21 protein-coding genes are annotated in these 25,464 nt (G+C 36.7%); all 21 read right to left on the bottom strand.

Features of this window, described 5'->3' with window-relative positions:
- Positions 1-27: 27 nt before the first annotated feature.
- Positions 28-594: an indolepyruvate oxidoreductase subunit beta gene (locus E0946_RS01730; RefSeq protein WP_133200739.1), complete on the bottom strand. Its 567-nt coding sequence runs from the start codon at positions 592-594 to the stop codon at positions 28-30.
- Positions 591-2,198 carry a thiamine pyrophosphate-dependent enzyme gene (locus E0946_RS01725; RefSeq protein ID WP_133200738.1) on the bottom strand — a complete coding sequence of 536 codons (1,608 nt, stop codon included), beginning with the start codon at positions 2,196-2,198 and terminating at the stop codon, positions 591-593. The genes E0946_RS01730 and E0946_RS01725 overlap by 4 nt, the downstream gene beginning before the upstream one ends.
- A 272-nt stretch (positions 2,199-2,470) precedes the next feature.
- Positions 2,471-3,091, bottom strand: a complete 621-nt coding sequence (locus E0946_RS01720) for a ribonuclease HII (protein WP_133200737.1) — start codon at positions 3,089-3,091, stop codon at positions 2,471-2,473.
- Entirely contained in the window at positions 3,088-4,563 is a 1,476-nt protein-coding gene (locus E0946_RS01715; RefSeq protein ID WP_133200736.1) for a class I SAM-dependent DNA methyltransferase, read from the bottom strand. The genes E0946_RS01720 and E0946_RS01715 overlap by 4 nt, the downstream gene beginning before the upstream one ends.
- 6 nt (positions 4,564-4,569) lie before the next feature.
- The gene (gene pyrE / locus E0946_RS01710) at positions 4,570-5,361 is read right to left on the bottom strand and encodes an orotate phosphoribosyltransferase (protein WP_133200735.1); all 792 of its coding nucleotides are present in this window, start codon (positions 5,359-5,361) and stop codon (positions 4,570-4,572) included.
- A 15-nt stretch (positions 5,362-5,376) separates the two neighbouring features.
- Positions 5,377-6,213: a M55 family metallopeptidase gene (locus E0946_RS01705; RefSeq protein ID WP_133200734.1), complete on the bottom strand. Its 837-nt coding sequence runs from the start codon at positions 6,211-6,213 to the stop codon at positions 5,377-5,379.
- Positions 6,214-6,216: 3 nt separating this feature from the next.
- Positions 6,217-7,143, bottom strand: coding sequence for a pseudouridine-5'-phosphate glycosidase (locus E0946_RS01700; protein WP_133200733.1), 927 nt, complete (start codon positions 7,141-7,143; stop codon positions 6,217-6,219).
- A gap of 88 nt (positions 7,144-7,231) precedes the next feature.
- Positions 7,232-7,744: a septal ring lytic transglycosylase RlpA family protein gene (locus tag E0946_RS01695; RefSeq protein ID WP_243713697.1), complete on the bottom strand. Its 513-nt coding sequence runs from the start codon at positions 7,742-7,744 to the stop codon at positions 7,232-7,234.
- Positions 7,745-8,309: 565 nt separating this feature from the next.
- On the bottom strand, positions 8,310-8,960 hold the full coding sequence (locus tag E0946_RS01690) for an SdpI family protein (protein ID WP_133200731.1): 651 nt from the start codon (positions 8,958-8,960) through the stop codon (positions 8,310-8,312).
- Positions 8,961-9,004: 44 nt separating this feature from the next.
- A complete protein-coding gene (locus E0946_RS01685) occupies positions 9,005-10,909 on the bottom strand; it encodes a SpoIIE family protein phosphatase (protein WP_133200730.1) in 1,905 nt (634 codons plus the stop codon).
- On the bottom strand, positions 10,906-11,922 hold the full coding sequence (locus E0946_RS01680; RefSeq protein WP_207930808.1) for an ABC transporter substrate-binding protein: 1,017 nt from the start codon (positions 11,920-11,922) through the stop codon (positions 10,906-10,908). Before E0946_RS01680 ends, E0946_RS01685 begins: the two co-directional genes overlap by 4 nt.
- A 166-nt stretch (positions 11,923-12,088) precedes the next feature.
- Positions 12,089-13,705, bottom strand: coding sequence for a CTP synthase (locus E0946_RS01675; RefSeq protein ID WP_133200728.1), 1,617 nt, complete (start codon positions 13,703-13,705; stop codon positions 12,089-12,091).
- A gap of 100 nt (positions 13,706-13,805) precedes the next feature.
- On the bottom strand, positions 13,806-15,050 hold the full coding sequence (locus E0946_RS01670) for an aspartate aminotransferase family protein (protein WP_133200727.1): 1,245 nt from the start codon (positions 15,048-15,050) through the stop codon (positions 13,806-13,808).
- A 12-nt stretch (positions 15,051-15,062) separates the two neighbouring features.
- Entirely contained in the window at positions 15,063-16,259 is a 1,197-nt protein-coding gene (locus E0946_RS01665) for an acetyl-CoA C-acetyltransferase (protein WP_133200726.1), read from the bottom strand.
- Positions 16,260-16,415: 156 nt separating this feature from the next.
- On the bottom strand, positions 16,416-17,789 hold the full coding sequence (gene glmM, locus E0946_RS01660; RefSeq protein ID WP_133200725.1) for a phosphoglucosamine mutase: 1,374 nt from the start codon (positions 17,787-17,789) through the stop codon (positions 16,416-16,418).
- Positions 17,790-17,795: 6 nt separating this feature from the next.
- On the bottom strand, positions 17,796-19,583 hold the full coding sequence (locus tag E0946_RS01655; RefSeq protein WP_133200724.1) for a peptidylprolyl isomerase: 1,788 nt from the start codon (positions 19,581-19,583) through the stop codon (positions 17,796-17,798).
- Positions 19,584-19,658: 75 nt separating this feature from the next.
- Positions 19,659-20,747 carry an LPS export ABC transporter permease LptG gene (gene lptG, locus E0946_RS01650; RefSeq protein ID WP_133200723.1) on the bottom strand — a complete coding sequence of 363 codons (1,089 nt, stop codon included), beginning with the start codon at positions 20,745-20,747 and terminating at the stop codon, positions 19,659-19,661.
- 9 nt (positions 20,748-20,756) lie between these two features.
- Positions 20,757-22,085, bottom strand: coding sequence for an LptF/LptG family permease (locus E0946_RS01645; protein WP_133200722.1), 1,329 nt, complete (start codon positions 22,083-22,085; stop codon positions 20,757-20,759).
- Positions 22,082-24,070, bottom strand: coding sequence for an NAD-dependent DNA ligase LigA (gene ligA, locus E0946_RS01640; RefSeq protein WP_133200721.1), 1,989 nt, complete (start codon positions 24,068-24,070; stop codon positions 22,082-22,084). The genes E0946_RS01645 and ligA overlap by 4 nt, the downstream gene beginning before the upstream one ends.
- Positions 24,067-24,864 (bottom strand): nitrilase-related carbon-nitrogen hydrolase, encoded by a 798-nt coding sequence (locus E0946_RS01635; protein ID WP_133200720.1) that lies wholly within the window; start codon positions 24,862-24,864, stop codon positions 24,067-24,069. Before E0946_RS01635 ends, ligA begins: the two co-directional genes overlap by 4 nt.
- Positions 24,854-24,988: a hypothetical protein gene (locus E0946_RS07435; protein WP_277997827.1), complete on the bottom strand. Its 135-nt coding sequence runs from the start codon at positions 24,986-24,988 to the stop codon at positions 24,854-24,856. Before E0946_RS07435 ends, E0946_RS01635 begins: the two co-directional genes overlap by 11 nt.
- Positions 24,989-25,464 lie beyond the last annotated feature (476 nt).

The raw sequence follows: 25,464 nt of genomic DNA, 5'->3' as shown, positions 1-25,464 counted from the left end.
CCAGTTACGATGCTCCTTATAAATTATTTATGCATTAATACCTGCGTCCAGAGCTCTAAGATTTTCTTCTACTATCCGTTCTCCCTTTCTGTTGAATATCATTTTTATGGCTTCTTTCAGTTCCTCTGGTGTGAATTCCAGATATTTTATTGCTGCTCCAAGCATAACAATATTCATAGAACGAGGTGACTTCACAGATTTAGCAATGGAATCTGCGTCAATGAGCACATTATTAGGTATTTTTCTGATTTCAGCATAAAGCTCTTCTTCATCAGGATAATCAGGAATATTCTTGAAGGGAGTTTTATTAGAAATAATCCAGCCTTCTGGTGCTAAATAGGGCAGATAGCGCAAAGCCTCCATAGGTTCAACCGCAAGAATCATATCCGCTTTGCCATAAGGAATAAGGTCACTCCAGATAATCTGATCGGAAAGACGAAGATGAGATTGCACATCCCCTCCACGTTGACTCATACCATGCACTTCTGCCTGTTTAAGATTCCAGCCTCTATTAAGTGCTGCAGCTCCAAGAACTGTAGCTATAGTCAATATCCCCTGACCTCCAACACCTGCGAGTATTATATCTTTTTTCATTCTGGAGTCTCCATTTTATTCTTTTTTCTTAAAGTCTGAATACATTCCCGGCGTGGAATAACCACGGATACACCATTATAAGCTATTTCTTCCTTATAAACTTTCACCATTTCATCCCAGTTAGGTTTGAGAGGTTTGAAAACGCGGATATGGTCAGGATTAACTCCAATGCCTTTGCATACATCTTCAATCTTTCCATAACCAGTATATTCCTGACCACCAGTCATAGCAGTAGTGGAATTATCCAAGATAACGATTACTACATTGGCATTTTCATAAACACAATCCATTAATCCAGTTAATCCAGAATGGAAGAAAGTGGAATCGCCAATAACTCCTATAGAAGGATAGAGTCCAGCATCAGCAGCTCCTTTTGCCATTGTTATGCTTGCACCCATATCTACACAGGAATTAATAGCATTGTAAGGAGGCATAAATCCGAGAGTGTAACATCCTATATCGCTGAAAACATGACCTTTCCCATAATCTTTTAGGGCTTCATTCAAAGCCAGGAAGCTATCGGAATGAGGACAGCCCACACATAAAGCTGGAGGTCTTGGACGAACCACTGATGGTACTGGCTTACCTTCTGTATCAGGAAGTCCAAGAGCTCTTGCTACCTTATTAGGATTTAATTCTCCATCTCTTTCAAGGGTGCCATCTAATCTACCATGTATGGGTTTTGTTCCTGTCCAGGAAAGTCCTTTTAAAATATCTTCTGCAAAAGGCATTCCTTCTTCCAGAACCAGCAAAGAGTCGCATTTATCATACAATTGATGAATAGCCTTTTCAGGTAGTGGATAATGCGATATTTTTAAAACGGGATAGGGGATAGGCTGGTCTATGAAATTCTCTCGCAGATAGTTATAAGCTAAACCAGTAGTAATTATTCCCACAGAGTAATCTGTTGCATCCAAAGTCAATTCATTGAAGGGAGATTCTTCTGCTTCTTTCAGAAAATCTGATTGCAGGTCAATCAAATGTTTGTATCTTCTACGTGCGATAGCAGGAAGCAGCAAAAATTGATACAAGTCTTCCGGTAATTTTAATTCTTTCTGGGGAATGGAGTTTCTTCTAATTACACCAGAACGAGAATGAGCCAGACGGGTAGTAAGCCTTAACAGGACGGGAATATGGTATTTTTCCGAGAGTTCAAAGCCAAAAAATGCCATATCATAACATTCCTGTTGATTGGAAGGTTCCAGAACGGGAATCATAGCAAACTTTCCATAAAAGCGTGAGTCCTGCTCATTTTGAGAAGAATGCATACTCGGATCATCTGCCACTGCTACAATTAAACCTCCATGAGCACCTGTGCAAGCTGAATTCATAAAGGGATCAGCTGCCACATTTAAACCCACATGCTTCATCGTTACCATTGCTCTTTTCCCGGAAAAACTCATACCCAGAGCTGCTTCTAATGCGGTTTTTTCATTAGATGACCAGTTCCGATGGACTTTCATTTCTTCTGCTTGTTTACTTTGTTGGGCATATTCAATGATTTCTGTGCTGGGAGTTCCTGGATAGCCATAAAATCCACTTATTCCGGCATCCAGAGCTCCTTGAGCTACAGCTTCATCACCCAATAGCATCATTTTTTCCATTAATGAAGCTCCTTTATCAGTATTTTATATTGTAAATTCAAAGCTTAAGATTAATAATCCTTTTATCAGAAGAGCTTTAATTAAGTCAAGGATAATATAGATATTGATTTAATAGCGTATAACTTGGAAGTATTTATTATAATTTGAAACCAAACAAAAAGGGATGGTATTCTTTTAGGTTTCTATTCCCAATCAATAATATTTATATAGATAGAGAAAAATTGAAGTTTAAATAAGGATATATATTTGAAGGTGCGGATATTAAAGTTTGTTTATTTAATCTGAGATTCCATCATTTCCGAGACGGGAGAGAAAGTTTTTCTATGGATAGAGCAGGGTCCATAAATTTTCAGGGCAGTGAGGTGTTGAGCTGTTCCATAGCCTTTGTGTTTAGCAAATCCATAAAGGGGATAGAATTCATCCATATTGCTCATTAATTTATCCCGATAGACTTTGGCAAGAATAGAAGCAGCGGCAATGGAAGCAGAGAGGGCATCACCGTGAATTATGCTTTCACTTGGGCAGAAAAGTCCATCCGGGACTTTATTTCCATCTATGAGGCATAAATCAAATGGTTGAGAAATAGCAGAAGCAGATTCAAACATACCTTTTAATGTAGCTTGCAAGATATTGTATTTATCAATATAATTTACATCCACTTCAACAATTTTATAGGCAATGGCAGACTGGATAATTTGTTCAAAAAGTTTTTCTCTTTTTGTAGCAGTGAGTTTTTTACTATCATTAATTCCCTCTATGGGGTTTTTAAAATCAAGGATAACTGCAGCTATAACCACTGGTCCAGCTAAAGAACCTCTTCCAGCTTCATCAACTCCTATGATTCTTTCTGAGTTTTTCAAAAAGACACTATCAAATTCGTATAGAGGATTCATCTTTCCTTTTGAAGCACAAAAAATAAACGAAAGAAATTATTATCCAGTTTTTCCACATTTTTCCCCAGTAGGTTATGGTTCTTTTCTGGAGAATAGATAGCTTTCAGTTTTAGTTTAGAAGCATTGCAGAGTTTTATGAGTTCAGGAGTGTAGTAGACTCTTTGCGTGTGGCGTTCCTCAAAAAGTTCATAATTATGGAGGTGTTTGCGGAAGATAATTATATGCGTGAGCTGGTGATTGGCAAAAGTATTATAATTAGAACGCTGAATGATATAGGCATCGTGGACTTTCAGATAGTTGGTGCTATCATAGAAATTGACCATACTATTCAAGAGAGTGGAGATATCAAAAATAAAGACACCCTGCGGAGCAAGTGCCTCATAGACATTATCAAGCACTGTGCTGATTTCTTCTGGATGGAGTAGATAATTGATGCTGTCAAAGATACAAAATATCAGGTCATAATCTTTTTTCGGAATAGGGTCAGTGAGGTAGGCTTGATAGAGGTTAGGTTTAATAGGTTTAGAGTCTGCAACCTGGAGCATATAAGGTGAAGCATCACAAGCATCAACCTCAAATCCTCTGGCAGCAAGCAGAGAAGAAGCATTAGCGGTGCCACATGCCAGCTCCAAAATTTTGTGCAAAGGATTTGGATTAATCTGTTTATACCACATAATTATTCCGTCTATCCATTCCTCATAATTCACATGGGACATATATATATCGTAGTAATAGGCAAAGACAGAATAGGGAAGATAACCTTTATTTCTTTCTTGAAGAGCAGAATCAATACCTTCTTTAATCCATTTGGTGGCGAGACTCAAGTTCGTAAACACATAGCCAAAATCAAAAGATTCCGTATCCAGAGAAAGATTAAGAGAAACTTTATTATTTATTAGATGGAGAACAAAATAATGACGAACACTTGCTTTGCAGACTGCTGAAACGAGGTCTTTATTTTTCGTTAGCAGGATTTCGTGGGACATAGTTCGCGTAAAACTATTAAAATCCGGATAAATAGTGGTATTCTCAGGCAAAAGGAAAGTTCCCGCTTCACTTAATAGCACTGCGATATCTCGTTTTACCAGGTCAGATATAGCCTCCAGCTTTTCTGGACAAGCGGAAGGTAGAACACTAATATCAGCCAGATAAAGGTCCTGGCTGGTGTAAATAGTTACAGCATTTTGTTTATAATATCGTGACCAGACTGCCTGAGTTTCCAGACTGGAGAAGCAGATATGAGAGAGATTTTTCTCTTTTAGATAGTTATCCATTGCTTCTATCACTTCTTCCAGTTTTCCTGAAAAGGCAAGAGAATGGACATTAGAGCGAAGCAAGGTTATTTCATCATCTTCTTTTCCAGGATAAAGATAGTGATACTGGATATCGGATTCAAAAGGGAAGAATTTCCAGAGATGTGAAAGGACGCTATGTTCTCGTCTATTAAGGGTTGTAATGGCAAGTTCAGGCATTTAAATTCAGATTTTCTTATCACTTGATCCAGGGACAGTTAAAGGAATTCCATTCTGGCAGAGAACGCAGTCATCAGCTTCCCAGGAAGGAATGTCCATTTTTAAAAGAGGAAGGAAAGGACAGCCAAAATCAATTTCTTCGGTGCTACGATCTACAATAGCTGCAACAGCAACTACTTCTATTCCCGCATTTTTTAGAGTGGTTATAACTTCTTTAACTGAGCCACCTGTAGTAATTATATCTTCCGTAATAACCGCTTTTTTGACCTTACTTAAATCAAATCCACTACGGATAGTCATCACACCTTCTATTCTTTGCGTGAATAGAAATCCCTTTTCCAGCATTCTGGCGGTCTCAAATGCCAGAACTATTCCACCATAAGCAGGTCCAACCACGGTATCAAAATCATAATCTACCAATAGGTCTGAAAGCATTTCGCAAACCCGAGCAGTATCCTGGGGATTCTGATAAAGATGTATCTTTTCCAGATAGTTAGCGCTATGGCGTCCTGAGGTTAGAAGGAAATGTCCCTCTTGCAGGACATCATTTCTCACTAAAATCCTTTTTATCTCAGGTGTATTCTGATACTCACTCAGTATAGCTCTGGCTTTTTCTTCATCTTCGCTATTTACTTGGAGTTCTAAGTCCACTTTTCCGGGGAAAACTCCAGGCATCATAGAATAGAAAATAGCATTTTTCACGAATGCTTGAATACCGTTATCAGCTAATAATCTTTGCGCTAAATCTGCTTCAAAATTATCTTCAAACTTGGCAATAGTGACCAGATTGTCTTCCATAATTTTTTCCTTTAATCACATAGGAGTGGTTTGTGCCAGGTATACCAGCACCATAATTGCCTCAAATAGTATAGCATAATCATCCGTTTGATATTCTATAGTGCGTCCATCCAATCTTTTAGTGTAGGGCATCAATTGTGCTTGGTCAGCCATAGAGCTATGATTGAATTCTATTTTAAGGGATAGAGGGGGCTCAAAAGTGAAGAGAGGGATTTCTTCTTTAGTTCGGGTAAGTGTCCGAAGCACAGAGGTTTTAGTCTGTTTATCTACCAGTTTTTGCGAGTAGTTCTTAGCGGAAAACTTAGCAACTGCCTTCTTAGTAGGAATATATTCAATCCAGGGAAGATAGAGAAGAAGTTCATCTTTTAAGGTTTCATCACCACTAACCAGTCCAACTGGAACTCCTGAATATCCAGCATAAGCAGCATTGATGAGTGCTTCATTCATTCTTTCGCCATTTATCCAGATATTGTGTATCCGGGAATTGGAATAGGTATGATCCATATTTCCACGGAGAGCACCAGTACCACTGTGATAACCTAAAAACCATACCTGATCATAAGCAGGGTCAAGATCTGGCATCATATAGCGAGGACGGGGACAGCCAGAAATTAGATTGATTCTTTCATCCAGTGCAGTTATGCTGTAATCAAGATTATCCCCTGCGCTATGAGAATCAGCAAGGGTGATTTCTTCAATTAAAGAGGCTTGTGGACTGGCAAGTATGCTCTCTATGACGGTTTGAATATGATGAAACATACAGTTTTGGATAGTTGCCCTATTTGTCTTTTCCTGTTCCCAATTAAAGGTTCCAGGAATGCCTTCCATATCAATGGAGATATAGATTCTCATAATTTAACTTCCTTTATTTATCAAAGACTTAGCCAATTCTGCTGCTAACTGGACATTGTTTTTTAACAGAGCTAAATTGGCTTTTATGGATTCACCTTTAGTTGCTTGTGCTATAAAGTCAAGTAGAAATGGAGTTAATTCTTTTCCTTTGATTCCTTTAATGTGAGCTTGCTCTATTGATTTATTGATAATAGAATCCAGCATTTCAGGTGGAAGACTGTATTCTTCTGGGATAGGATTAGCGATGAGAACTCCTTTCCCTTGAAAAGCAAGATGATTTTTCCAGAAAGTGGCAAATTGTTCAGTATCGTTCAGTCTTTCAATAGGATAATCACTGGTAGCGGTATAAAATAAGGGAAAACTATTTGTTCTCCATCCCAGAACGGGTATTGCCAGAGTTTCCAGAACTTCAAGGGTGGCAGGAATATCCAGAATAGCTTTGCATCCAGCTGATACAACTATCACAGGTATCCGGGAAAGAGCAATTAAATCACTGGAGATATCCAGACTATTTTCCCAGTTACGATGGACACCTCCAATTCCGCCAGTGGCAAAAACTTTAATTCCTGAAAGATGAGCAAGTAGCATGGTTGAAGAAACAGTAGTTCCGCCACTTCTTTTTTGAGTTATTGCCAAAGGCAGGTCGCGCATTCCTAATTTGCTGAAGATTTCTCTATTCTTTAGCATTTGTTCCAGTTCCATCTTTTTATTTTCTTCAAAACCAATATAGATAGTTCCATCTAAAACAATTATGGTGGCGGGAGTAACATCTTGACTCAGGAGTATATTTTCCAGAGTTTTCAAAATAGAAATGTTTTCCGGATAGGGAAGACCGTGAGTGAGGACAGTTGATTCCAGAGCCACTATAGGTTTGTCTTCTGTTAAAGCTTTCCTAACGGAGGGAGCAATTTTGATGGATGCTGGTAACATAAATTCCTCCATAATAAAAAATGGAATCAATCTTTACTCTAACAGCTGGGGTAAGGATTGATTCCGTGCTTTAAGCACTGCTCTTGCCTCATTCAAGAGCTAAATTTATATTTTCATTAGGTTCAGGCAAAATTGAGACCACAACTTTCATTACTCCATGTTTTAATAAGCCAAGATCTTTGGCAGCAGCATAGGATAAGTCTAAATCGCGTCCTTTAACGAAGGGTCCTCTATCGTTGACTCGGACATTGACAGTTTTGCCATTTTTAGGATTGGTAATTTGTAGAAGGGTATTAAAGGGGAGAGTTTTGTGAGCGCAAGTGTATGCATTTTGATTATAACATTCACCACTTGCTGTTTTCTTACCGTTAAATCGTTTGCTGTAATAGGAAGCTAACCAAATTTCGCCCGGTGGTGGTTCCTGTATAACAGGAGCTGTTATTCCATCCGGTGGTTCTTTAGTTAACAAAGAATCAATCAGCGCATCCTGTGAATTTCGAGCTTCCACAGCCTCTTTTGCTGTAATTTCAGTTATTGATTGCGCTATAATGGGACCACAAAATATGGACCAAACAGCAAAAACGACAGCGATGAGTTTCACTTTCTGTTGTTTCATATTGATTTCCTGTGTCTGTTTTAGTCTTAAGGAATAAATTTGAAGACTATAGATAATTGTCAAGAATTTTTTCTTTTATGATGATATAACTTATTTATAATCAAGTAATTATATGTATAACCCAGGATATTGTATACAGATTATTTTATTTATTAATCTATCTATTACAATTATATTATGATATACGGAAATCTATCTGTAAATTGAGGCTTTTACGCAGTCAAGTCTTAATCACTTCTTAATCAAGCGTTAATATATTAACGCTTGATAAACGCTTGATTAACACTTGATAGCAGGGATAAGTAAGGGGTGACATTTAATAGAGATTCAAAATGTCAGATTAAATGTGGTCTTATGATTTGTTTTTTAACTGGAGAAAATAAGTACTGTATATCAATACAGATTCAGGATGATTTTGTAATTTATTAATTTCATTGTCCGGTAGTGTTGTCAAAAATAAAATTAGCTATTGAGAAATCTTTGCCTGTGTTTTTCTTTTTCACTACTAATCCTTAAATCACACACCTAATTTCGCTGAAATTGTTTATTATTACTTTAAATTTTTTGATAGCTTTTGATATTCAAAATAGGAATAGAAAATTGGAAATAGAGAAGCTAAAATTACAGGGATAATACAAAAAAAGAAAGCATATTTTGGTGAAAATACTCCGATTAAAGTAATGATTGCAGCGATTTTAAACAATTTTCCTCCAATTTTATGAGTTTTGTTCCAGACCTCTTCATTACTTAAAGTCCAGGGAGTTCTAATCCCAATAAACCAATTTCTCTTAGCATTTTGGATTAAGATTCCACAATAATAAAAAAGGATGCTAAAAATTGGCACTAAAAATTGGGTAAAAACAAATCTAATCTCCATATTCCACAAAATAGTTAAAATATAAAGGTAAAATAGAAACACCATCATTAATACTATAAATCCATCAAAGTATTTCCTAAATTTTTCAATATTATGCTTCAATGGGTCTATTTTTGGGATAATGATAAAAAGAAATAGAAATACTGCGGAGATTATGGGCATCAGAAACAATCCCCAAAATTTTGGCATATAACCATCAACTTCTCCTTCAGTATTCCAATGTGAGGCAACTTTTTCTGGCATTAGAGGATAAAAATAGATTCCAATAATCAGGGATATTATTACAATCACCAAACTAATTATTTCGCTTTTTCTAAGTTTCATAATTTCTATTCCTATATTTTATATTATTTTCCGCGATAAACTAATTAACTTACATTCATATACTTAACTACCAGTATAGTAATATCATCGGTTTGTCTTTCTGGGTCGGCAAAACTTTTTACAGCATCAAGAATAGCTTGAGCAGTAGATTCGGGTTCTGGATATTTTAAGTTTTTCAGTACTTTTTCCAATCTATCGGTTCCAAATAGTTTATCTTCTTGGTTAACCGCTTCTGTGATGCCATCGGTACAAAGGACAATTTCATCTCCGGATTTTAATTGAATAGTTTCGGAACTGGCATTTAAGTTTTCCAGAATACCAAGAGCTGTAGAATGAGTTTGAGCGTATTTAGTTATTTTTCCGTCTTCTGAAAGCAGGAAAAGTGGTGTATGACCTGCGTTAGAGAAAGTGCAAGTTCCAGTTTTAAGGTCAATAATTCCCAGTAACATGGTCACAAATCTATAATCTGGGTTATTTTCAATCAAGAATTTATTCATATAAGTCAGGATTTTTTCTGGTTGTTTCAATTGAGGTGCATAAGTCCTTAGTAGAGTACTGACCATTGTCATAGTTAAAGCAGCAGCCACCCCTTTTCCAACCACATCAGCAATACCGAAAAGGAAATGTTCATCATCAACAGAGAAGTAATCGTATAAATCGCCTCCAACTAAACCTGCTGGTTCCAAAATTCCGTAGGCAGAAATATTTGGTGGTAAGGTAAATGATTTTTGATTATTAGGGATAAGGTTAAGCTGAACTTCTGAAGCAAAGGTCACTTCATCCATAATCTGGTCTTTTTCTGCCGTAACTTCTTGCAGACTTTCAGCATATTTTTTCAGGGAATTTTTCAAGCGATAGAAATTTGTATTTAGAACCTGAATTTCATAGGTGTCTGAGTCGGGTAAAGTTGCAGTAGCAGGAACACCAGATTGTGATTTTTCAATAGATTGGATTAATCTTTCCAGAGGTTGATTAATGGTTCGGGTTCTGTACCATATGGCAATAGCAATGATTAAAAAAGCAAGTAGCACCCAGCCAATATAAATAAACATAAGATTGTATAAATCAGCAAAAACTTCCCTATCAGGTGCCACAGTTGCTAAAGACCAGGAATTAGTTGGAACTGGTTGATAGAACATCCAGACATTAGCGGGAATTCCTATTTTGTTTAGATGCACGAAGTCTGATTTACGATTGACGATACTCTTTCCAATAGAGCGAATTTTGGGGCTATTTAACTGTTCTGCCAGGTCAAAAATGGTATAATTCATAGCCAGAGAATCTTGAGGATGAGCCACAATAGTTCCGTTATTGGAAATCAGAAAAGCATAGCCAGTTTTTTTCACCCTTACTGAGGATACAATTTGCCTGAGATTTTCCATTGAAGTATCCAGACGCAGAACACCCTCTACATTCCCTTTTATAAACAAAGGGATAGAGTAAGAACAAACGATGGTTCCTGTCCCATCTGAATCAAACCAGGGGTCACTCCAGTAAGGTTTTTCGGTTAATTTAGGCAATAAAAACCAGTCTTTATAAGAAAAATCATCACTAATAGAGGGATTTATAAGAAAGTTTGCACCCTGCAATAAATAGGTATTACTAAAAGTATGAGATTTATTTGCATATGCTATACATACAGAGACAATTTCTGGATTGTCTGTGAGAAGCTGACGGATATGAAGATTTAAGTCTGTTTCATGATTATTGTCTTTAATCAAAAGCTCCAGGTCACGACCTAAAATTACCATTTTAGAGAGAGTTTGGTCTATGGTTTGGACATTGATTTTAGTGATATTTCCAAAACTTTCCCGGGCATTAGATTCCATAACGCTATGCATTAATCTGCCAGTAGTAAGAATAGAAATAATAAAAAGTGCGACCAGAACTACAAACATAAAGGAGATAATTTGGAAAGCAATAGTGCGTGGTTTAGTTTCTGTTTTCATTGTAGAAAGAATTCCTTATACTCAACAGGATATGCGAGCTTACCATTTCTCTTTAAAATTTCTTCTGCAAGAGCTAAATCTTCTGGATTAAGATAGCCAACTTTATCAGGATTTTCCAGGATTCGTTCCCGCATACGATTTAACATCCAATATTGATGATTATAGTTTGCGGGCAGATGATTATCACGCATATAACGAACAACCACATTAACTGTCTCATCTGGATGATTTAGAGCATAAATCCATCCTTCAATTAAAGCCTTGGTAAAGTTTTTACAGAGTTCTGGATGTTGAATATAATAGGCTCGGGAAGTGTAGGTTCCGTCATCAACCAAGTCATAACCGTAATCGGAAAGATTAAATACAACGAGATCTTCAGGTTCCATACCTGCCATCAAAATGCGGTGATATTCATTATAGGACATCACATTCATCATATCAATAGCATCATTTAGAAAGAGATTAACTGACCAATCCAGAGGTATAATTTGTGCCCGTATTTTATTATCATTAAGAAAATAGCGGATATGATCCCCAGCTTCATCTCTCCAGACTCCCACCTTTCTACCATTTAAATCCTGCAGATTCTTGATGCCAGTAGTTTTTTTTCCTACCAGCCAGGAGGAATTTTTCTGGGATATCTGAGCTAAATTGATTAAAGGGAATTCAGGATTGTTTCTTTCAACCGCTGTAATCAGGTTCATACTACAAAATTCCGTTTTACCGTTTATTAAAGCTTTATAAGGAGGATTATCAACTCCCCCTTGAATGATCTCCACATCCAGACCATACTGTTGAAAGAACCCCATTTCCTTTGCCATATAAGCACCAGCAAATTGAGCCTGGTGAAGCCATTTTATAGTATAGCGAACTTTATGTAAATGAGTAGGTGGGACAGATTTTTCTTCTTGAGAAGTTATGGTTTCTTCAGGACTTGTTTTTTTCTCACAGCTAAGACAGAAACCAGCAAAAATTAATGCTATACCTATTAACAAAGTAATAGAGCTTCTCATAAATAGATGAGTTCTACAGTAAATTTGCCTTAATAACACGGACAGACTCTTATCTTTTAATAATATTTAAATAAGTTAAGCCTTATATCTAATTCGTCAAGAATTAAAATTGACTAAAATTCCAAAAATTGTTGATAAATTTATACAGAGTTCTTTAAAGAATGATTTATACTGGAGTTGAATGACTTTGATGATATTGATAAGCAGCGCTAATAAATTCTCGGAAAAGAGGATGAGGTTTATTAGGACGAGATTTAAATTCTGGATGAAACTGGACTCCGATATAAAAAGGATGAGCAGGTAATTCTATGATTTCTACCAGAAGTCCATCAGGAGAAAAACCACTGAAGGTAAGTCCTTTAGACTCCAATTTTTCCCTGTAGGCATTATTAAATTCATAACGATGACGATGGCGTTCACTTATTAATACTTTTCCATAAGCTTTGCGAGCTAAGGTTCCTCGTTTAAGTTTACAAGAATAAGCACCCAGTCTCATAGTTCCCCCCACCATTTCAACATACTGCTGTTCTTCCATTAAATGAATTACAGGATGAGGAGTTTTAGGGTCAAATTCCGTGCTATTTGCATCTTTTAAATGACAGATATGACGGGCAAATTCAATAACCGCTACCTGCATTCCAAGACAGATTCCGAAATAGGGAATTTTATGAGTGCGAGCATATTCTGCAATAGCGATTTTTCCTTCTATGCCACGAACGCCAAAACCACCAGGAATCAAAATACCATCTACATCCTGAAGTGAACGATTAAGTAAGGCAAATTTGAAGTTTTGTTCTGAATCTATCCACTTTATCTGTAATTTTAGACGATGCCAGGCAGCTGAATGAACTAAAGCTTCTTCTACACTTTTATAGGCATCCTGATGACGGACATATTTGCCACAGATAGCAATGGTGACCTTGTCTACACAGTCTTGACTGTTAGTTAAGAATTTGTTCCAGGAACGAAGATTAAGAGGTCTGCATTCAATTTCAAAGTGCTGACAGATAAGTTTGTGCAGATTGGCATTTTTAAAGGTGATAGGACACTCATAGACACTTTTAACATCTATAGCATTAATGACATTTTCTCGTGGGACATTAGTGAAAAGGGCAATCTTATCATATATTTCTTTACCGAAGGGTTTTTCTGAACGACAGAGCAAGATTTCAGGTTGGATTCCTATTTCTCTAAGTTTATAGGCACTGTGTTGGGAAGGTTTAGTTTTCAGTTCACCAGCAGATTTAATATAAGGAACATAGGTTAGCATAATATAGAGGGTATTTTTATATCCTAAATCAAGTCTTAATTGACGCACCGCTTCAAGGAAAGGAAGACTTTCTATGTCTCCCACAGTTCCACCAATTTCCGTTATAATGATGTCATAATCAGCTTCCAGAGCACGTATTCTATGTTTTATTTCATCGGTTATATGAGGTATTACCTGAACAGTTTTTCCCTGATAAACACCTCTTCTTTCATTCTGGATAACCGTTTCATAGACTTGACCAGCAGAACTACTGGAATGACGGGTCAAAGATACATCGGTAAAACGTTCATAGTGTCCCAAATCCAGGTCTGTCTCTGCTCCATCATCAGTAACAAATATTTCGCCATGCTGAAAAGGACTCATCGTGCCCGGGTCAACATTTAAATAGGGGTCAAATTTTTGCAGGACAACTTTATAGCCCATAGATTTAAGCAATAATCCAATGGAAGCAGTAGCGATACCCTTTCCCAAAGAAGAAAGCACTCCACCTACTACGAAAATATATTTTGCCATTTATCCTCTATATAAAAATTAGAAGGAGTCGCTGGAGGCAAATTTTAAAGAAAAGAGCCATTTTTCTACCTCCAGGACACCATATTTCTTTTAATATTGGCTACACCAGTTTCTTTAATTCATCCAGCGATTCTTTAATAGTTTGAACGGTGTAGGCAAGGTCTTCATCTGTATGACGATAACAGATATAACCATGATGATAAGGTTGCAAGAAAACTCTGCGACGTATAAGCTGAGTGTAGAATTCATTACGAAGCTTTTTATAAAGACCTTCGGGGTCACGATTAAAGGTTATATAAGGCATCCAGGGTGCACCAGTAAATTGAATCGGAAGAGCAGATTCTTCTACCAATTTTTGAACTTCCGCACCAAACTTCTTTCCTTTTTCTGCAATAACCTCCAGGACCTTATCTCTTTCCAGAATTTCTATGGTCTTCAGAGCTGCTACCTGTGCATCAGAATTGGGAAAGAAGGTAGAAGAAAGGAATACATCCTTAGTTAATACATTCATTATTTCTTTCTTTCCCACCAGAGCTGCAATAGCATAGCCATTTGCCATAGCTTTCCCTATGGTTGCAAGATCAGGTGTAACTCCAAAATATTCTTGAGCACCACCCAAAGAACATCTAAATCCGCTTCTAATCTCATCAAAAATAAGCACGCAACCATATTTATCTGCCAGTTGACGCACACCTTCCAGATAGCCAGGTTTTGGCATTTCTACAGGATTTCCTAAGGGATGTCCGACAGGAGTAATAATAATTGCTGCCATATCATTAGCATTAGCTTTGAGAATATCTTCCAGATTATCCAGGTCATTATAATGAAATTCCAGGATATCTTCATAGAGTTTTTCTGGGATTCCAGTTTTCACTTCCACGCACCAATCGTGCCAGCCATGATAACCACAACGAGCAATCTTTACTTTATTAGTATAAGCTCGTGCTACTCTAATAGCAATAGTGGTAGCATCACTTCCGGTTTTAACGAAAGCTGCCATATCACAGCAAGGTATAATTTCAGTAAGCTTTTGAGCTAATTGAGTTTGAACAGGTTGAGTGAGAGAAAAACAGATGCCTTTGTTTCGGATTTGTTCAATTACTGCATTATCTACTTCTTCTTCCCGATAACCTAAAATAATAGGTCCATAAGCACATAAATAATCAATATATTCGTTCCCATCAACATCCGTAATATGTCCACCCTTACCATGATCAAAAAAGATAGGGTATTCACCTGGCACAAAATTGTAAGGTCTTCTAATACCGGCAACTCCACCAGGCACCACTTTTTGTGATTCCTCAAAGAGAGCCATACTTTTATCTAATTTTAGTTTATCTGCCATTTTATTTACTCCCTATCTTTCCCATAAAGAAGCAATGCCCATTCCACCACCAATGCAAAGAGCAGCCAAACCTTTATGTACATCCCGTTTTTGCATTTCATAGAGTAAAGAAACAATAATGCGAGCTCCACTGGCTCCGATAGGATGTCCCAGCGCAATAGCTCCACCGTTGACATTGGTGATTGATAAATCAATCTTTCCTATTCCTTCTTCTTCCAGACCCTTGAAAACTGCTAAAGACTGAGCCGCAAATGCTTCATTGAGTTCTATCAATTGTAGGTCGTTAAAGTTCCAGCCAGATTTTTTTAGCACTTTACCAATAGCTGGCACAGGACCATATCCCATATAAGCAGGATCAACACCAGCAGAAGCGTAATTAACTAAAGTTGCCATAATAGGAAGTCCTAACTCTTTTGCTTTTTCTTCACTCATAAGAAGAAGTAAAGCAGCACCATCATTGATGCCAGAAGCATTTCCTGCTGTGACCGTTCCACCATCTTTAAAAGCAGGACGGAGTTTGGACAAACTTTCAGGAGTAACACCTGGACGAGGCATTTCATCTGTGTCAATCACTAAAGGCTCACCCTTGCGTTGAGGGATTACAATAGGAACAATCTCATCTTTAAAACGACCAGATTTGATGGCAGCTTCTGCTTTATTCTGACTTTGCGCAGCGAAGATATCCTGTTCTTCCCTGGTTATGTGATATTTTTCTGCCAGATTTTCTGCCGTTAAGCCCATATGACAATCATTAAAAATATCGCTTAAGCCATCACGAATCATCAAGTCTACCAGATTACGATTTCCCATTTTACAACCCCATCTGGTATCTGGTGAAGCATAAGGTATCTGACTCATATTCTCCGTTCCGCCAGCAACAATGATATCTGCTTCTCCTGTTCCTATCATTAAAGCTCCCAAAGTTACTGATTTCATTCCGGAACCGCAAACCTTATTTACAGTATAAGCAGGAACAGTTACCGGAATTCCACTTTTAATAGAGATTTGACGAGCCACATTCTGTCCCAATCCTGCTCCGCAGACATTACCAATGATGACCTCATCAATCTGTTCACCTTTAATTCCTGTTTCAGAAAGCATAGCTTTTAGAACAGCAACTCCCAGGTCTACTGCAGAAACATCTTTGAAAGCAGCTCCAAAATTGCCAATAGCAGTTCGTTTGGCACTTACTACAACGGTCTTTCTCATTGTTTCCTCCTATTAATATTATTTTTTTACATTTTAAAATCTGCAAGGTTTTGGTCAACTCTATTTTGTCCTTTAAATTGACCTATTGACTCCAGGATGAATTTTGATTTAGGGTTAAAAGAAGTAATTACTAAGAATAGAAGAGAAAGATAATACTCAGGAATTTAATTTATTTAAAATATCCTGGCAAAGTTGTTCCGAACGCTGAAGAGAATCACTTTCTGCATAGATACGTATAACTGGTTCTGTTCCGCTTTTTCTTATATGAATCCAGTGGTCTGGGGCAATGGCTTTTACACCATCTTGAAAATCCAGTTCATACTCAGTAAGTAAGGAAGGAAGCTTTTTTAGGGCTTTATCAATTTGTTCTAAAGGTAATTCTATTTTGGCTTTGGCAATATAATAACGAGGCAGTGAATTTACAATCTCCGATAGTTTTTGGTCTGTTTCAGCAAGAAGTGCCAGAATTAAAGCCATACCAGTTAAGGCATCACGCGTATAATTAACTTCAGGACATATAATACCGCCATTTCCTTCTCCACCGATAGGAGAATGTAGTTCTTTCATCTTTTTCCCCACATAAATTTCACCTACTCTGGTGCGATGCACTTTAACTCCAAATTTATTGGCAATATAATCAGAAAGCATAGAACTGGAAAGATTAACTACTATATCTCCCGGTCTTTTAGGTAGGATAAAGAGTTCTGCTAAAGCCACTGAATATTCTTCTCCAATGCAATGTCCTGTCTCATCTACAATAGCTAAACGGTCTACATCAGGGTCAGTAGCAAAACCAAGATCTGCATTATGTAATTTAACATTTTCTTCCAGCTGATGAAGATTCTCATTTAGAGGTTCTGGTGTGTGCGCAAAAACTCCTGTAGGTTCTGAATTTATTTCTACTACTTCACAACCAAGAGCTTTAAGTAGTAAGGGAGAAGCTAAGCCTCCAGCTCCATTTACAGAATCAAGTACGACCTTAAATTTCTTAGAACGAATTTGTGCAATATTTAGATAGGGTATAGCCAGGATTCTTTGAATGTGATAGTTAATGGCTTCGGCATCTTCAGTTACTGTTCCCATATTTTGCCAGTCATTCCAGTTAATTTCTGCGTTAACAGATTCAATAAAACGGGATGCTTTTTCTGGTGAGAGAAACATTCCGTCTCCATCAACAAATTTCATTGCATTCCATTGAGGAGGATTATGAGATGCGGTAATGCTTATCCCTCCTTGAGCAGAATGTTTTTTTACATTAAGTAGAACGGTTGGAGTGGGAACTATACCTAAATCAATAACCTCGCATCCAGTGCTAATTAAACCACTGAGAATAGCATAGAGCATAGCTTTGCCTGTGGTGCGAGAATCTCTTCCTACTACGATTTTTGGGATATGATGAGAAGCAGGATTAACTGATTCTTGAGCCATAAATTGTCCAAAGTGGCTCGCATATTGCAGAGCCACTATTGGATTTAAAGTTTCACCAAAAATGCCGCGGACACCGCTGACACTGGTCATTAATTTGCTCATAGAGCTTTAATAATATCCGTATTTATAGCGGTTATCTATAATTTTTGCTTCCTTGCGAATTTGTTGCCACCAGCGATTGAAGGCAGCTTCTTCCAGTCGTTTTCTAATCTCTTCCTGTTTTTCTTTTGTGAATTGTTGCATATCTGGTTTTTCGCGTTTTTCAGCATAGATAATAAAAGGACCCTCTTTGGTGTTAACAATATCGGAATATTGACCCGTATTTAGTGCCAAAGCAGCTTTATCAAATTCTTCCAGGGTTGCATTTACTGGTGCAGGTAAACGGGAATCTTTTTTATGTCCCTTTAATTCAATGATGTCCCATCCTTCAGCAGCGGCAACATCAAAGTATTTATCTTTAGGAACTCTTTTTATAAAGTCTTCAGCCTTAGCTTTCATCAGCGCTATTTTCTTCTGTCTTTCCAGGTCATATTTTATCTGGAGTTTTTTTGCGTTAAAGTCCTCATAGTAGAATTTACGATTTTCTACCACCTGAGCTATAAGATAGGAGGGTTTACCCTGAATATTTAATTGGAATACATCAGAAACCTTTCCAGGTTTTTTCTTTACCATAAATTGATGTAAGCCACCATGCTGACCAATTCCTGGGATTTGTTGTTGGTCATGAGGCAACCAGTCACTGGTTATAACCTCCAGATTGAGTTCTTTAGCTGCGGCATCTATTCCTTTTTTAGCGATTAGTTTGCGTGCTTGCTTAGCTTTTTCGTAGAATTCTCTTTTTGTTTCATCGGAAGTGGTTACTTTTAAAAGTATATGACTGGCTTTAATCTGATCGTTGATAATTGAATCACACTTAACAATGTGCCAGCCGAAATCTGTCTTGAAAGGTTTAGAAATTTCACCAGGTTTGAGAGAGAAAGCCACTTTCTCAAATTCTGGAACCATCTGACCTCTTCCAAAGACGCCCAGAGAACCACCCTGTTTTGCTGAACTTTCATCTTCTGAGTATTGTTCAGCGATGATAGGAAAGTTTTCTGGATTAACCATACGATAGATTTCATCTATTTCCAATTTGACTTCATTGTAATCGCGTTCTGAAGGTTGGATAGGGATAGTAATATATTTAATCCGGGAAGCAGGTCCCTTTTTGAACTCGGTATCTTTGTGTTCTTCATAATATTTTTTGATTTCTGCATCGCTTACATAAACCGAATCAGCTTTGTGATAGGAGAACCAGATTGTTTTACCATATACTTTATCATTTTCTTTGATAAATTCCTGTTTCAAGCTGTCCAATGTTATTCCAGCTTCACTCATTATTTTTTGCTGGAGTTTTTTCCGGGGTAGATAGGTCTTCATATATTCATACATCTGCAGTTTAAACTGAGGATTATTATTCAAAGCTTGAAAATACTTCTTTTTGTCAAAGACACCGTTGGTTTGAAGACTTTCATTTTGCAGCAGTTCTTGAGGAATATCGTTTTCTATGGCATTCTTAATTTCAGCTTCGGTAACTTTAATGCGATGTTTTTTTATCTGCTGTTGCCATAGTATTTCATTTACCAGTTCTTCCCAAGCAGTGTTCTGAATATAGGGCATATAGCTTTCATCTATTTTCTGTCCTTGAGCTTCATAACGTTCTTTAATTTCTTGAATCTTGAGATTGTATTGCTGGGGGGTTATCTTAGTTCCATTAACTTTCCCTAAATAATTGCCACCTAAAGCCTGGATGATTTTTTCTCCTCCAAAAATACCTCCAGCACCAATGCTTAGTATAAAAGCAATAGCAATTATATAGATTATAACTTTCTGTTTCTTTACAAGTTGGTCAAGCATCTATTAACTCCTGAGGGTTAAATATTGTTTTAAAAAAGCAATTATTTTAATTAGCATTATTTATTCAAGCTTTTTTTAAATCTCGGCTTTATGCAAGAAGAACAAACCGAGTATAGTGAAGAAAATATTAGGAAACCAGGCAGCTAAAACAGGAGGAATAACACCATTATAACCAAGACTCTGGAAGACTCTAACAAAAATTAGATAGATAAAGCAGACAACTAAACCGAGAAGGAAGATTAAACCCCTACCCTTAGACCTTATGTTAGTAGTAGCGATAGGGATACAGAAGAAGATAACAATCAGATTGGTTAGAGGGAAAGAAATCTTCATATGTAAATCTACAATTTCTTTATGTGCTTTTTCACCCATTTTTTGCAAGCGGGCAATATAATCTTTTAGTTCAAAAAAGTTTAAAGAAAGAGTCTTTTTAGTAATGCGAATAAAATCTTTAGGTTGCACATCTAACAAGGGAAGGTCAGTGCTCGGATAGTATTGATATTGTGTCTGCTGTCCCTGTCCAAAATCTCTAATCTCACAATCCTGGATTATCCATTTATCATTTTGCCAGACTGCTGCAGAAGCAGTAATATGTTTAGCAATCTCTTTACTTTCAGGATTTAATTGGGCGAGGTCTATCACCCGTAAAGTATTGTTGTATCCATCAAAGAAACCAAAGTAATAGAAATCATTTTTTGTGCCCCGATAATGAACTCTGGCTTTGAGCATATTACTTTCTTCTGGTTCTCCCTTTATTTCCACATTATACACATAGTTACGAGTTTTTTCCGCCCAGGGAACTACATATTCACCAAAAAGTGCAACTATAATACTAATAATTAGTCCAACCAGGAAAAGTGGAAGCATAGTCCGATGAATACTGATTCCAGCAGCACGAATGGCTACACTTTCATTGTGTTTGGAAAGACTGTCCATCAAGAATAGACCAGTAATCAGGATAGTCACAGGAGAGGTGAGCACCAGCAGATAAGGTAAACGAAGTAGATAGTATTCTATCGCTTGTTCAACAGTGGCACCATTTCTTATCAATTTAGGCAGATTATCTATGACGTCAATAACGGTGAACACAGCAGCAAAACAGATAAAGATAACCAGATAGGTCTTGAGGAATTCACGAACGATATAACGGTCTAAAATACGCATCTTAGTTTATTAATGTATTATTTCATCTGGAGTTTCTTCAGGTTTAGCTTTACGATGAGAAAGCTTCCACTGAAGAAGGTTCAAGTTAATTAGTTGCTTTTCGTGGATAGAAAGATGGATGAGCCACAGTCCTATAATGAAGAAGATGATATTCGTTATCCACATTGAAAGAAAAGGACTCATCAAGGCTCTGTCTGCCAGTTGTTCTCCACCTGTTAAAGCTATATAATAGATTAGAAAGATAACTGAAGAAACCGAGAAAGCCATTCCAATTCCACTGGAACGAGTCATCAATCCGATAGGTACACCCATCATAACAAATATAATTATAGCAAATGCAAGGGCAAACTTCTTGTGATATTCCACCTGGAGTGAACGGAGATTTTCCAGAATTTCTTTATACTGGTCTTCTGCCATACTTTTCATAATGCTTAGACGACGAGTTTCTACACTTTTGGCATAATCATCAGGTTGTTTTTGCAATTCTTCCAATCTTTTTTGCAGATTAGTAATTTCCAGTTTTTGATTTGTAAGTTCCTGTTTTTTATTATTTATATCTGCTACTAACTGATTATAGGTCATTTCCCTATCAGAACGATAACCACTTTCACCAAAATCCATTCCCACAGCTAAATCTCTAATATTTACAGTAAAAGTCTCAAATTTAGTCACCTGATATTTCCCTTTTTCCTGTTCATTACGATTGTGCATTTCTCCATTTTGTAAAATTACCTGAAGGCTATTACCTTTATCCATTTGTACTATTCTTCCCTTTTGAGCAGTTATTATACGAGGAAAATTGGCTTGCGTTCGGTCATAAACAAGAACATTTTTTAGCTCATCATTTAAATTTTCTTCCGTGTAGATAGTATAATCAGAAATGGTGGTAAATTCCTTAGGTTTTATGATGGTCATCGGTCTATAATAGGCTATTTTAACCGTGAGATTCTTTAATTTATGATTAGTATTAGGAAGAAAATAGTGGTTAAAATAAACCATTAGCCCGGTAAAAAGTATTGCTGCGATAAAAAGAGGTCCCAGCAGGCTATAGATATTGATTCCGCTGGCTTTCATTGCTATCGTTTCACGGTCAACAGTCAATTTTCCAAAAGTAAGAATTGTTGCCACTAACACAGCCATTGGAATGGAGAGCGAGAGCATATAAGGTAAAGATAGTCCAAAAAGCTGTAATACCGTTCCAATATCCAGTCTCTTTTCAATAATAGTATTCATTAAATCTATGGCTCTATCTATGAGCAGAACAAAAGTTACCACGAGTAACGAGAGGAAAAAGGGACTGAGATGCTCTTTCAGGATGTAGCGGGACAGGATTTTCACTGTTTTATCATCTCCAGAAGTTCATCTTCAGTGATTATTTTGATTGTGGGTATTTTCTGTGCTTTTGTTAGTTTAGAACCTGGATTTTCTCCCACAATTAAATAATCCAGATTGGAGCTTACTCCACTAATGATTCTTCCACCATGACTTTGAATTAAGTCTTCCATTTCTCTTCGGGAATAATGAGGTAAAGTTCCAGTTATGAGAAAAGTTTTACCTGCCAAAGCATTAGAGGCTTGAGTTCTTCTATAAGTGAAATTTATTCCCAAAGAACGAAGCTCCTCTATCAATTTTATATTTTCAGGTAGACTGAACCAGGCTTTAATAGCTAAAGCAACTTTTTCTCCAACTTCTGGAACTTGAGAAAGACTTTCCAGACTGGCATTGCGTAGAGAATCTATATCTCCAAAATATTCAGCTAAGTATCTTGCGGTAACAGTTCCTACATATCTAATGCCCAAGGCATAAAGTACTCTATCAAAATTTCTGGTTTTAGAAGCTTCAATTGCATTTTTGAGATTCTGAGCGGATTTAGGACCAAAATGTTCCAACTGTGCCAATTTATCATAGTCCAATCGGTAGAGGTCAGCAATACCAGAGATGAGTTTATTTTCTAAGAGTTTTGCGATCAAACTTTCTCCCAATCCAGTTATATCCATAGCATCACGAGAAGCAAAATGTTCTATTCGGCGCTGAAGTTGAGCAGGACAGGCAACATTGGAACAGTAATGAATTGCACCTTCTTCATCTTTTTGTAAAGGACTTCCACAAGCAGGACACTGGGTAGGGAAACTCACTGGTTTTGCGTTAGGTTTCCGTTTATCAGGTATAACCTGAAGAATCTTGGGTATAATCTCACCTGATTTGATTAGGAGGACAGTATCTCCTTCATGAAGGTCCAATCGTCTAATTTCATCTTCATTATGTAAAGTAGCACGAGAGACAGTGCTTCCTGAAATATAAACTGGTTCCAAAATTGCCACAGGAGTTACTGCTCCAGTTCTTCCGACTTGATATTGCACTTCAATCAAGCGAGTTTCTTTCATTTCTGGCTTAAATTTATAAGCAACAGCCCATTTGGGACTTTTAGCGGTGTAGCCTAATTTCCTTTGTAAGGCAAAATCATCCACTTTAACTACGATTCCATCAATCTCAAAAGGTAATGTATAGCGTTTATTTTCCCACTCATCACAAAATTTTTGCACTTCATCATAAGAATTACAGACACATCTTTGTTTTGCAGTAGGGAAACCTAAACTATCTAACCAATTAAGAAAGTCTGATTGCCTTTGTACAGGTAAATTTTCACAATAGCCCACGCTATAGAATATAGCTCTGAGATTCCGATTTTTAACTTCTTCTGGATCTTTCAATTTTATAGAGCCAGCAGCTGCATTTCTGGGATTGGCAAAGGGTTTTTCTTCATTTGCTCTACGTTGTTCATTAAGCTTTAAAAATTCTTCTACGGGCATATATATTTCACCGCGTATCTCTATAGGATAGGTGAAATTAATCTTATGAGGAATATCTTTTAGCAATTTGACATTGTTTGTAACTACTTCTCCAACAATACCATCTCCCCGGGTGGTGCCATATTGCATAACACCATCTTCATAATATAGATTGATAGAAAAACCATCTATTTTCAATTCAGTACAAAGAGTAGGGAAGAATCCCAGATCTGTTGCCAGTTTATATATCCAATCTTTCAATTCATTAGCAGAGTATGTGTTATCCAAACTGTACATTCTTTGTTTATGAGGTATGGTTTCAGCTCCAGGGGTTAAATCACTTCCTATCTTTTCCAGTGGTGATTCTTCTCTTTCTTTTGCACTTAATTGAGCTTCCAGTTGACGAAGTCTTAAAACCAACTGGTCATATTCATAATCTGATATCTCTGGTTTTGCCAGTTTATAATAGAGTTCATTATGGTGTTCAATTTCAGCTCTAAGTTTTTGTATCTCTTTTTTCAATTCCTCATTCATAATTCATACATCTCCCTTCTCCGGTCTTTAAAAACATCATTAAGAGGATTAACTGATTTGTCCAGAGCAAGTTTTGGGTCAATAATTATTGTGCCAATTCCTTCATTTTTTTCATCCAGCTGAAGCAGAACTTCTCCTTTGGTACCTAAAATCTGACTATTTCCGGTAAATTCCATAGTTTCACCGTTATTATATTCAATACCGACACGATTGGATGTGATGGAAAACACCCGGTTTTCTAAGGAACGGGTCTTCATAGCTTGTTGACACCAGGGTAAAACAAGATTGGAAGGGTGGCAGATTATTTGTGCACCTTTAAGAGCAAGAGTTCTGGCAGATTCTGGAAATTGCCAATCAAAACAAATCATTATTCCTACCAGAATATTACCTTTAGCAGGGAAAACTTGAAATCCAGTATCTCCTGGATTAAAAAATAGCTTTTCTCTATAAAAAAGATGGGTTTTCCGATAAATATAATAACTGCCATCTGGATTTATCAGAGCTGCTGAATTATAATACCTATTTTCTGCTTTTTCTGCAAAACCATAAACTATACTGAATTCCTTTTCAGTAGAAAGTTGGCGAAATTCCTGAAAGACAAATCCTTCCGGAATGGTCTCACTAACTTTCTCAACCTCTTCCTGTTTCTGGAATACATAACCGGATAGACAGAGTTCTGGTAAAACTACTAAATCCGTCTCCATCTCTAAAAGCACAGATTTCAATTTATTAAGATTTTCTGTAACCGCTAAAAAATCAGGTTTAAACTGAACTACTGAGACCCTATAATCCATAACTTACATAATTCCTTAAAATTATATCATTATAATTAAGATTGAGGATTAAACTGCTATTGAAATCAAGTTGAAACATCGGATATTGTGGATGAATCATAATTTTAACGGTTATTACTTTCATTTATCTTCTCCTCAATTTAATTTACCTCCAAATTCTTAATTTCTATTTATCGGTCAAGTTCTTTTACTCATTTAATTAATCCTCATTAATTATGGATTTTAAGCACTACTCACTTTTGCTTAACTTAAGGTGTAGCATCAAAATATTCGGACATAAACCTAGTTTATCTATTACTAACTTTGATAGTTCTATTTATTATGTTCTTTATATTAAGTTAATGGCTCACTTATGTTGAGGTTATGATAGATTTCGGACATGAGTTGGACATGAGCTGGACATGAGTTGGACATAAGCTGGACATCTGTTGAAGATAAAGTGGAAGATATTTGAAATTTAATGATGGATAAATTACTTTCTCTAAAATAGGTGTTAGAACGGTAATGATAGTACATATTAAAATTAAATATAATTAAATAATAAACAATCTATGCATTATATTAAATATTACGATATATGATACATTATGTTTCTTTTAC

Origin of the sequence: Candidatus Syntrophosphaera thermopropionivorans, from assembly GCF_004353895.1 — a bacterium.
In the GTDB taxonomy this organism is placed as follows: domain Bacteria; phylum Cloacimonadota; class Cloacimonadia; order Cloacimonadales; family Cloacimonadaceae; genus Syntrophosphaera; species Syntrophosphaera thermopropionivorans.
Note: the sequence above shows the minus strand (reverse complement) of the source record. Positions and strands in the feature narration are given on the sequence as shown.

Excerpts from the sequence above, each read along its gene's own strand:
- E0946_RS01730 (WP_133200739.1), bottom strand. The coding sequence starts at position 594 with ATGAAAAAAGATATAATACTCGCAGGTGTTGGAGGTCAGGGGATATTG.
- E0946_RS01725 (WP_133200738.1), bottom strand. The coding sequence starts at position 2,198 with ATGGAAAAAATGATGCTATTGGGTGATGAAGCTGTAGCTCAAGGAGCT.
- E0946_RS01720 (WP_133200737.1), bottom strand. The coding sequence starts at position 3,091 with ATGAATCCTCTATACGAATTTGATAGTGTCTTTTTGAAAAACTCAGAA.
- E0946_RS01715 (WP_133200736.1), bottom strand. The coding sequence starts at position 4,563 with ATGCCTGAACTTGCCATTACAACCCTTAATAGACGAGAACATAGCGTC.
- pyrE (WP_133200735.1), bottom strand. The coding sequence starts at position 5,361 with ATGGAAGACAATCTGGTCACTATTGCCAAGTTTGAAGATAATTTTGAA.
- E0946_RS01705 (WP_133200734.1), bottom strand. The coding sequence starts at position 6,213 with ATGAGAATCTATATCTCCATTGATATGGAAGGCATTCCTGGAACCTTT.
- E0946_RS01700 (WP_133200733.1), bottom strand. The coding sequence starts at position 7,143 with ATGTTACCAGCATCCATCAAAATTGCTCCCTCCGTTAGGAAAGCTTTA.
- E0946_RS01690 (WP_133200731.1), bottom strand. The coding sequence starts at position 8,960 with ATGAAACTTAGAAAAAGCGAAATAATTAGTTTGGTGATTGTAATAATA.
- E0946_RS01685 (WP_133200730.1), bottom strand. The coding sequence starts at position 10,909 with ATGAAAACAGAAACTAAACCACGCACTATTGCTTTCCAAATTATCTCC.
- E0946_RS01680 (WP_207930808.1), bottom strand. The coding sequence starts at position 11,922 with ATGAGAAGCTCTATTACTTTGTTAATAGGTATAGCATTAATTTTTGCT.
- E0946_RS01675 (WP_133200728.1), bottom strand. The coding sequence starts at position 13,705 with ATGGCAAAATATATTTTCGTAGTAGGTGGAGTGCTTTCTTCTTTGGGA.
- E0946_RS01670 (WP_133200727.1), bottom strand. The coding sequence starts at position 15,050 with ATGGCAGATAAACTAAAATTAGATAAAAGTATGGCTCTCTTTGAGGAA.
- E0946_RS01665 (WP_133200726.1), bottom strand. The coding sequence starts at position 16,259 with ATGAGAAAGACCGTTGTAGTAAGTGCCAAACGAACTGCTATTGGCAAT.
- glmM (WP_133200725.1), bottom strand. The coding sequence starts at position 17,789 with ATGAGCAAATTAATGACCAGTGTCAGCGGTGTCCGCGGCATTTTTGGT.
- E0946_RS01655 (WP_133200724.1), bottom strand. The coding sequence starts at position 19,583 with ATGCTTGACCAACTTGTAAAGAAACAGAAAGTTATAATCTATATAATT.
- lptG (WP_133200723.1), bottom strand. The coding sequence starts at position 20,747 with ATGCGTATTTTAGACCGTTATATCGTTCGTGAATTCCTCAAGACCTAT.
- ligA (WP_133200721.1), bottom strand. The coding sequence starts at position 24,070 with ATGAATGAGGAATTGAAAAAAGAGATACAAAAACTTAGAGCTGAAATT.
- E0946_RS01635 (WP_133200720.1), bottom strand. The coding sequence starts at position 24,864 with ATGGATTATAGGGTCTCAGTAGTTCAGTTTAAACCTGATTTTTTAGCG.
- E0946_RS07435 (WP_277997827.1), bottom strand. The coding sequence starts at position 24,988 with ATGAAAGTAATAACCGTTAAAATTATGATTCATCCACAATATCCGATG.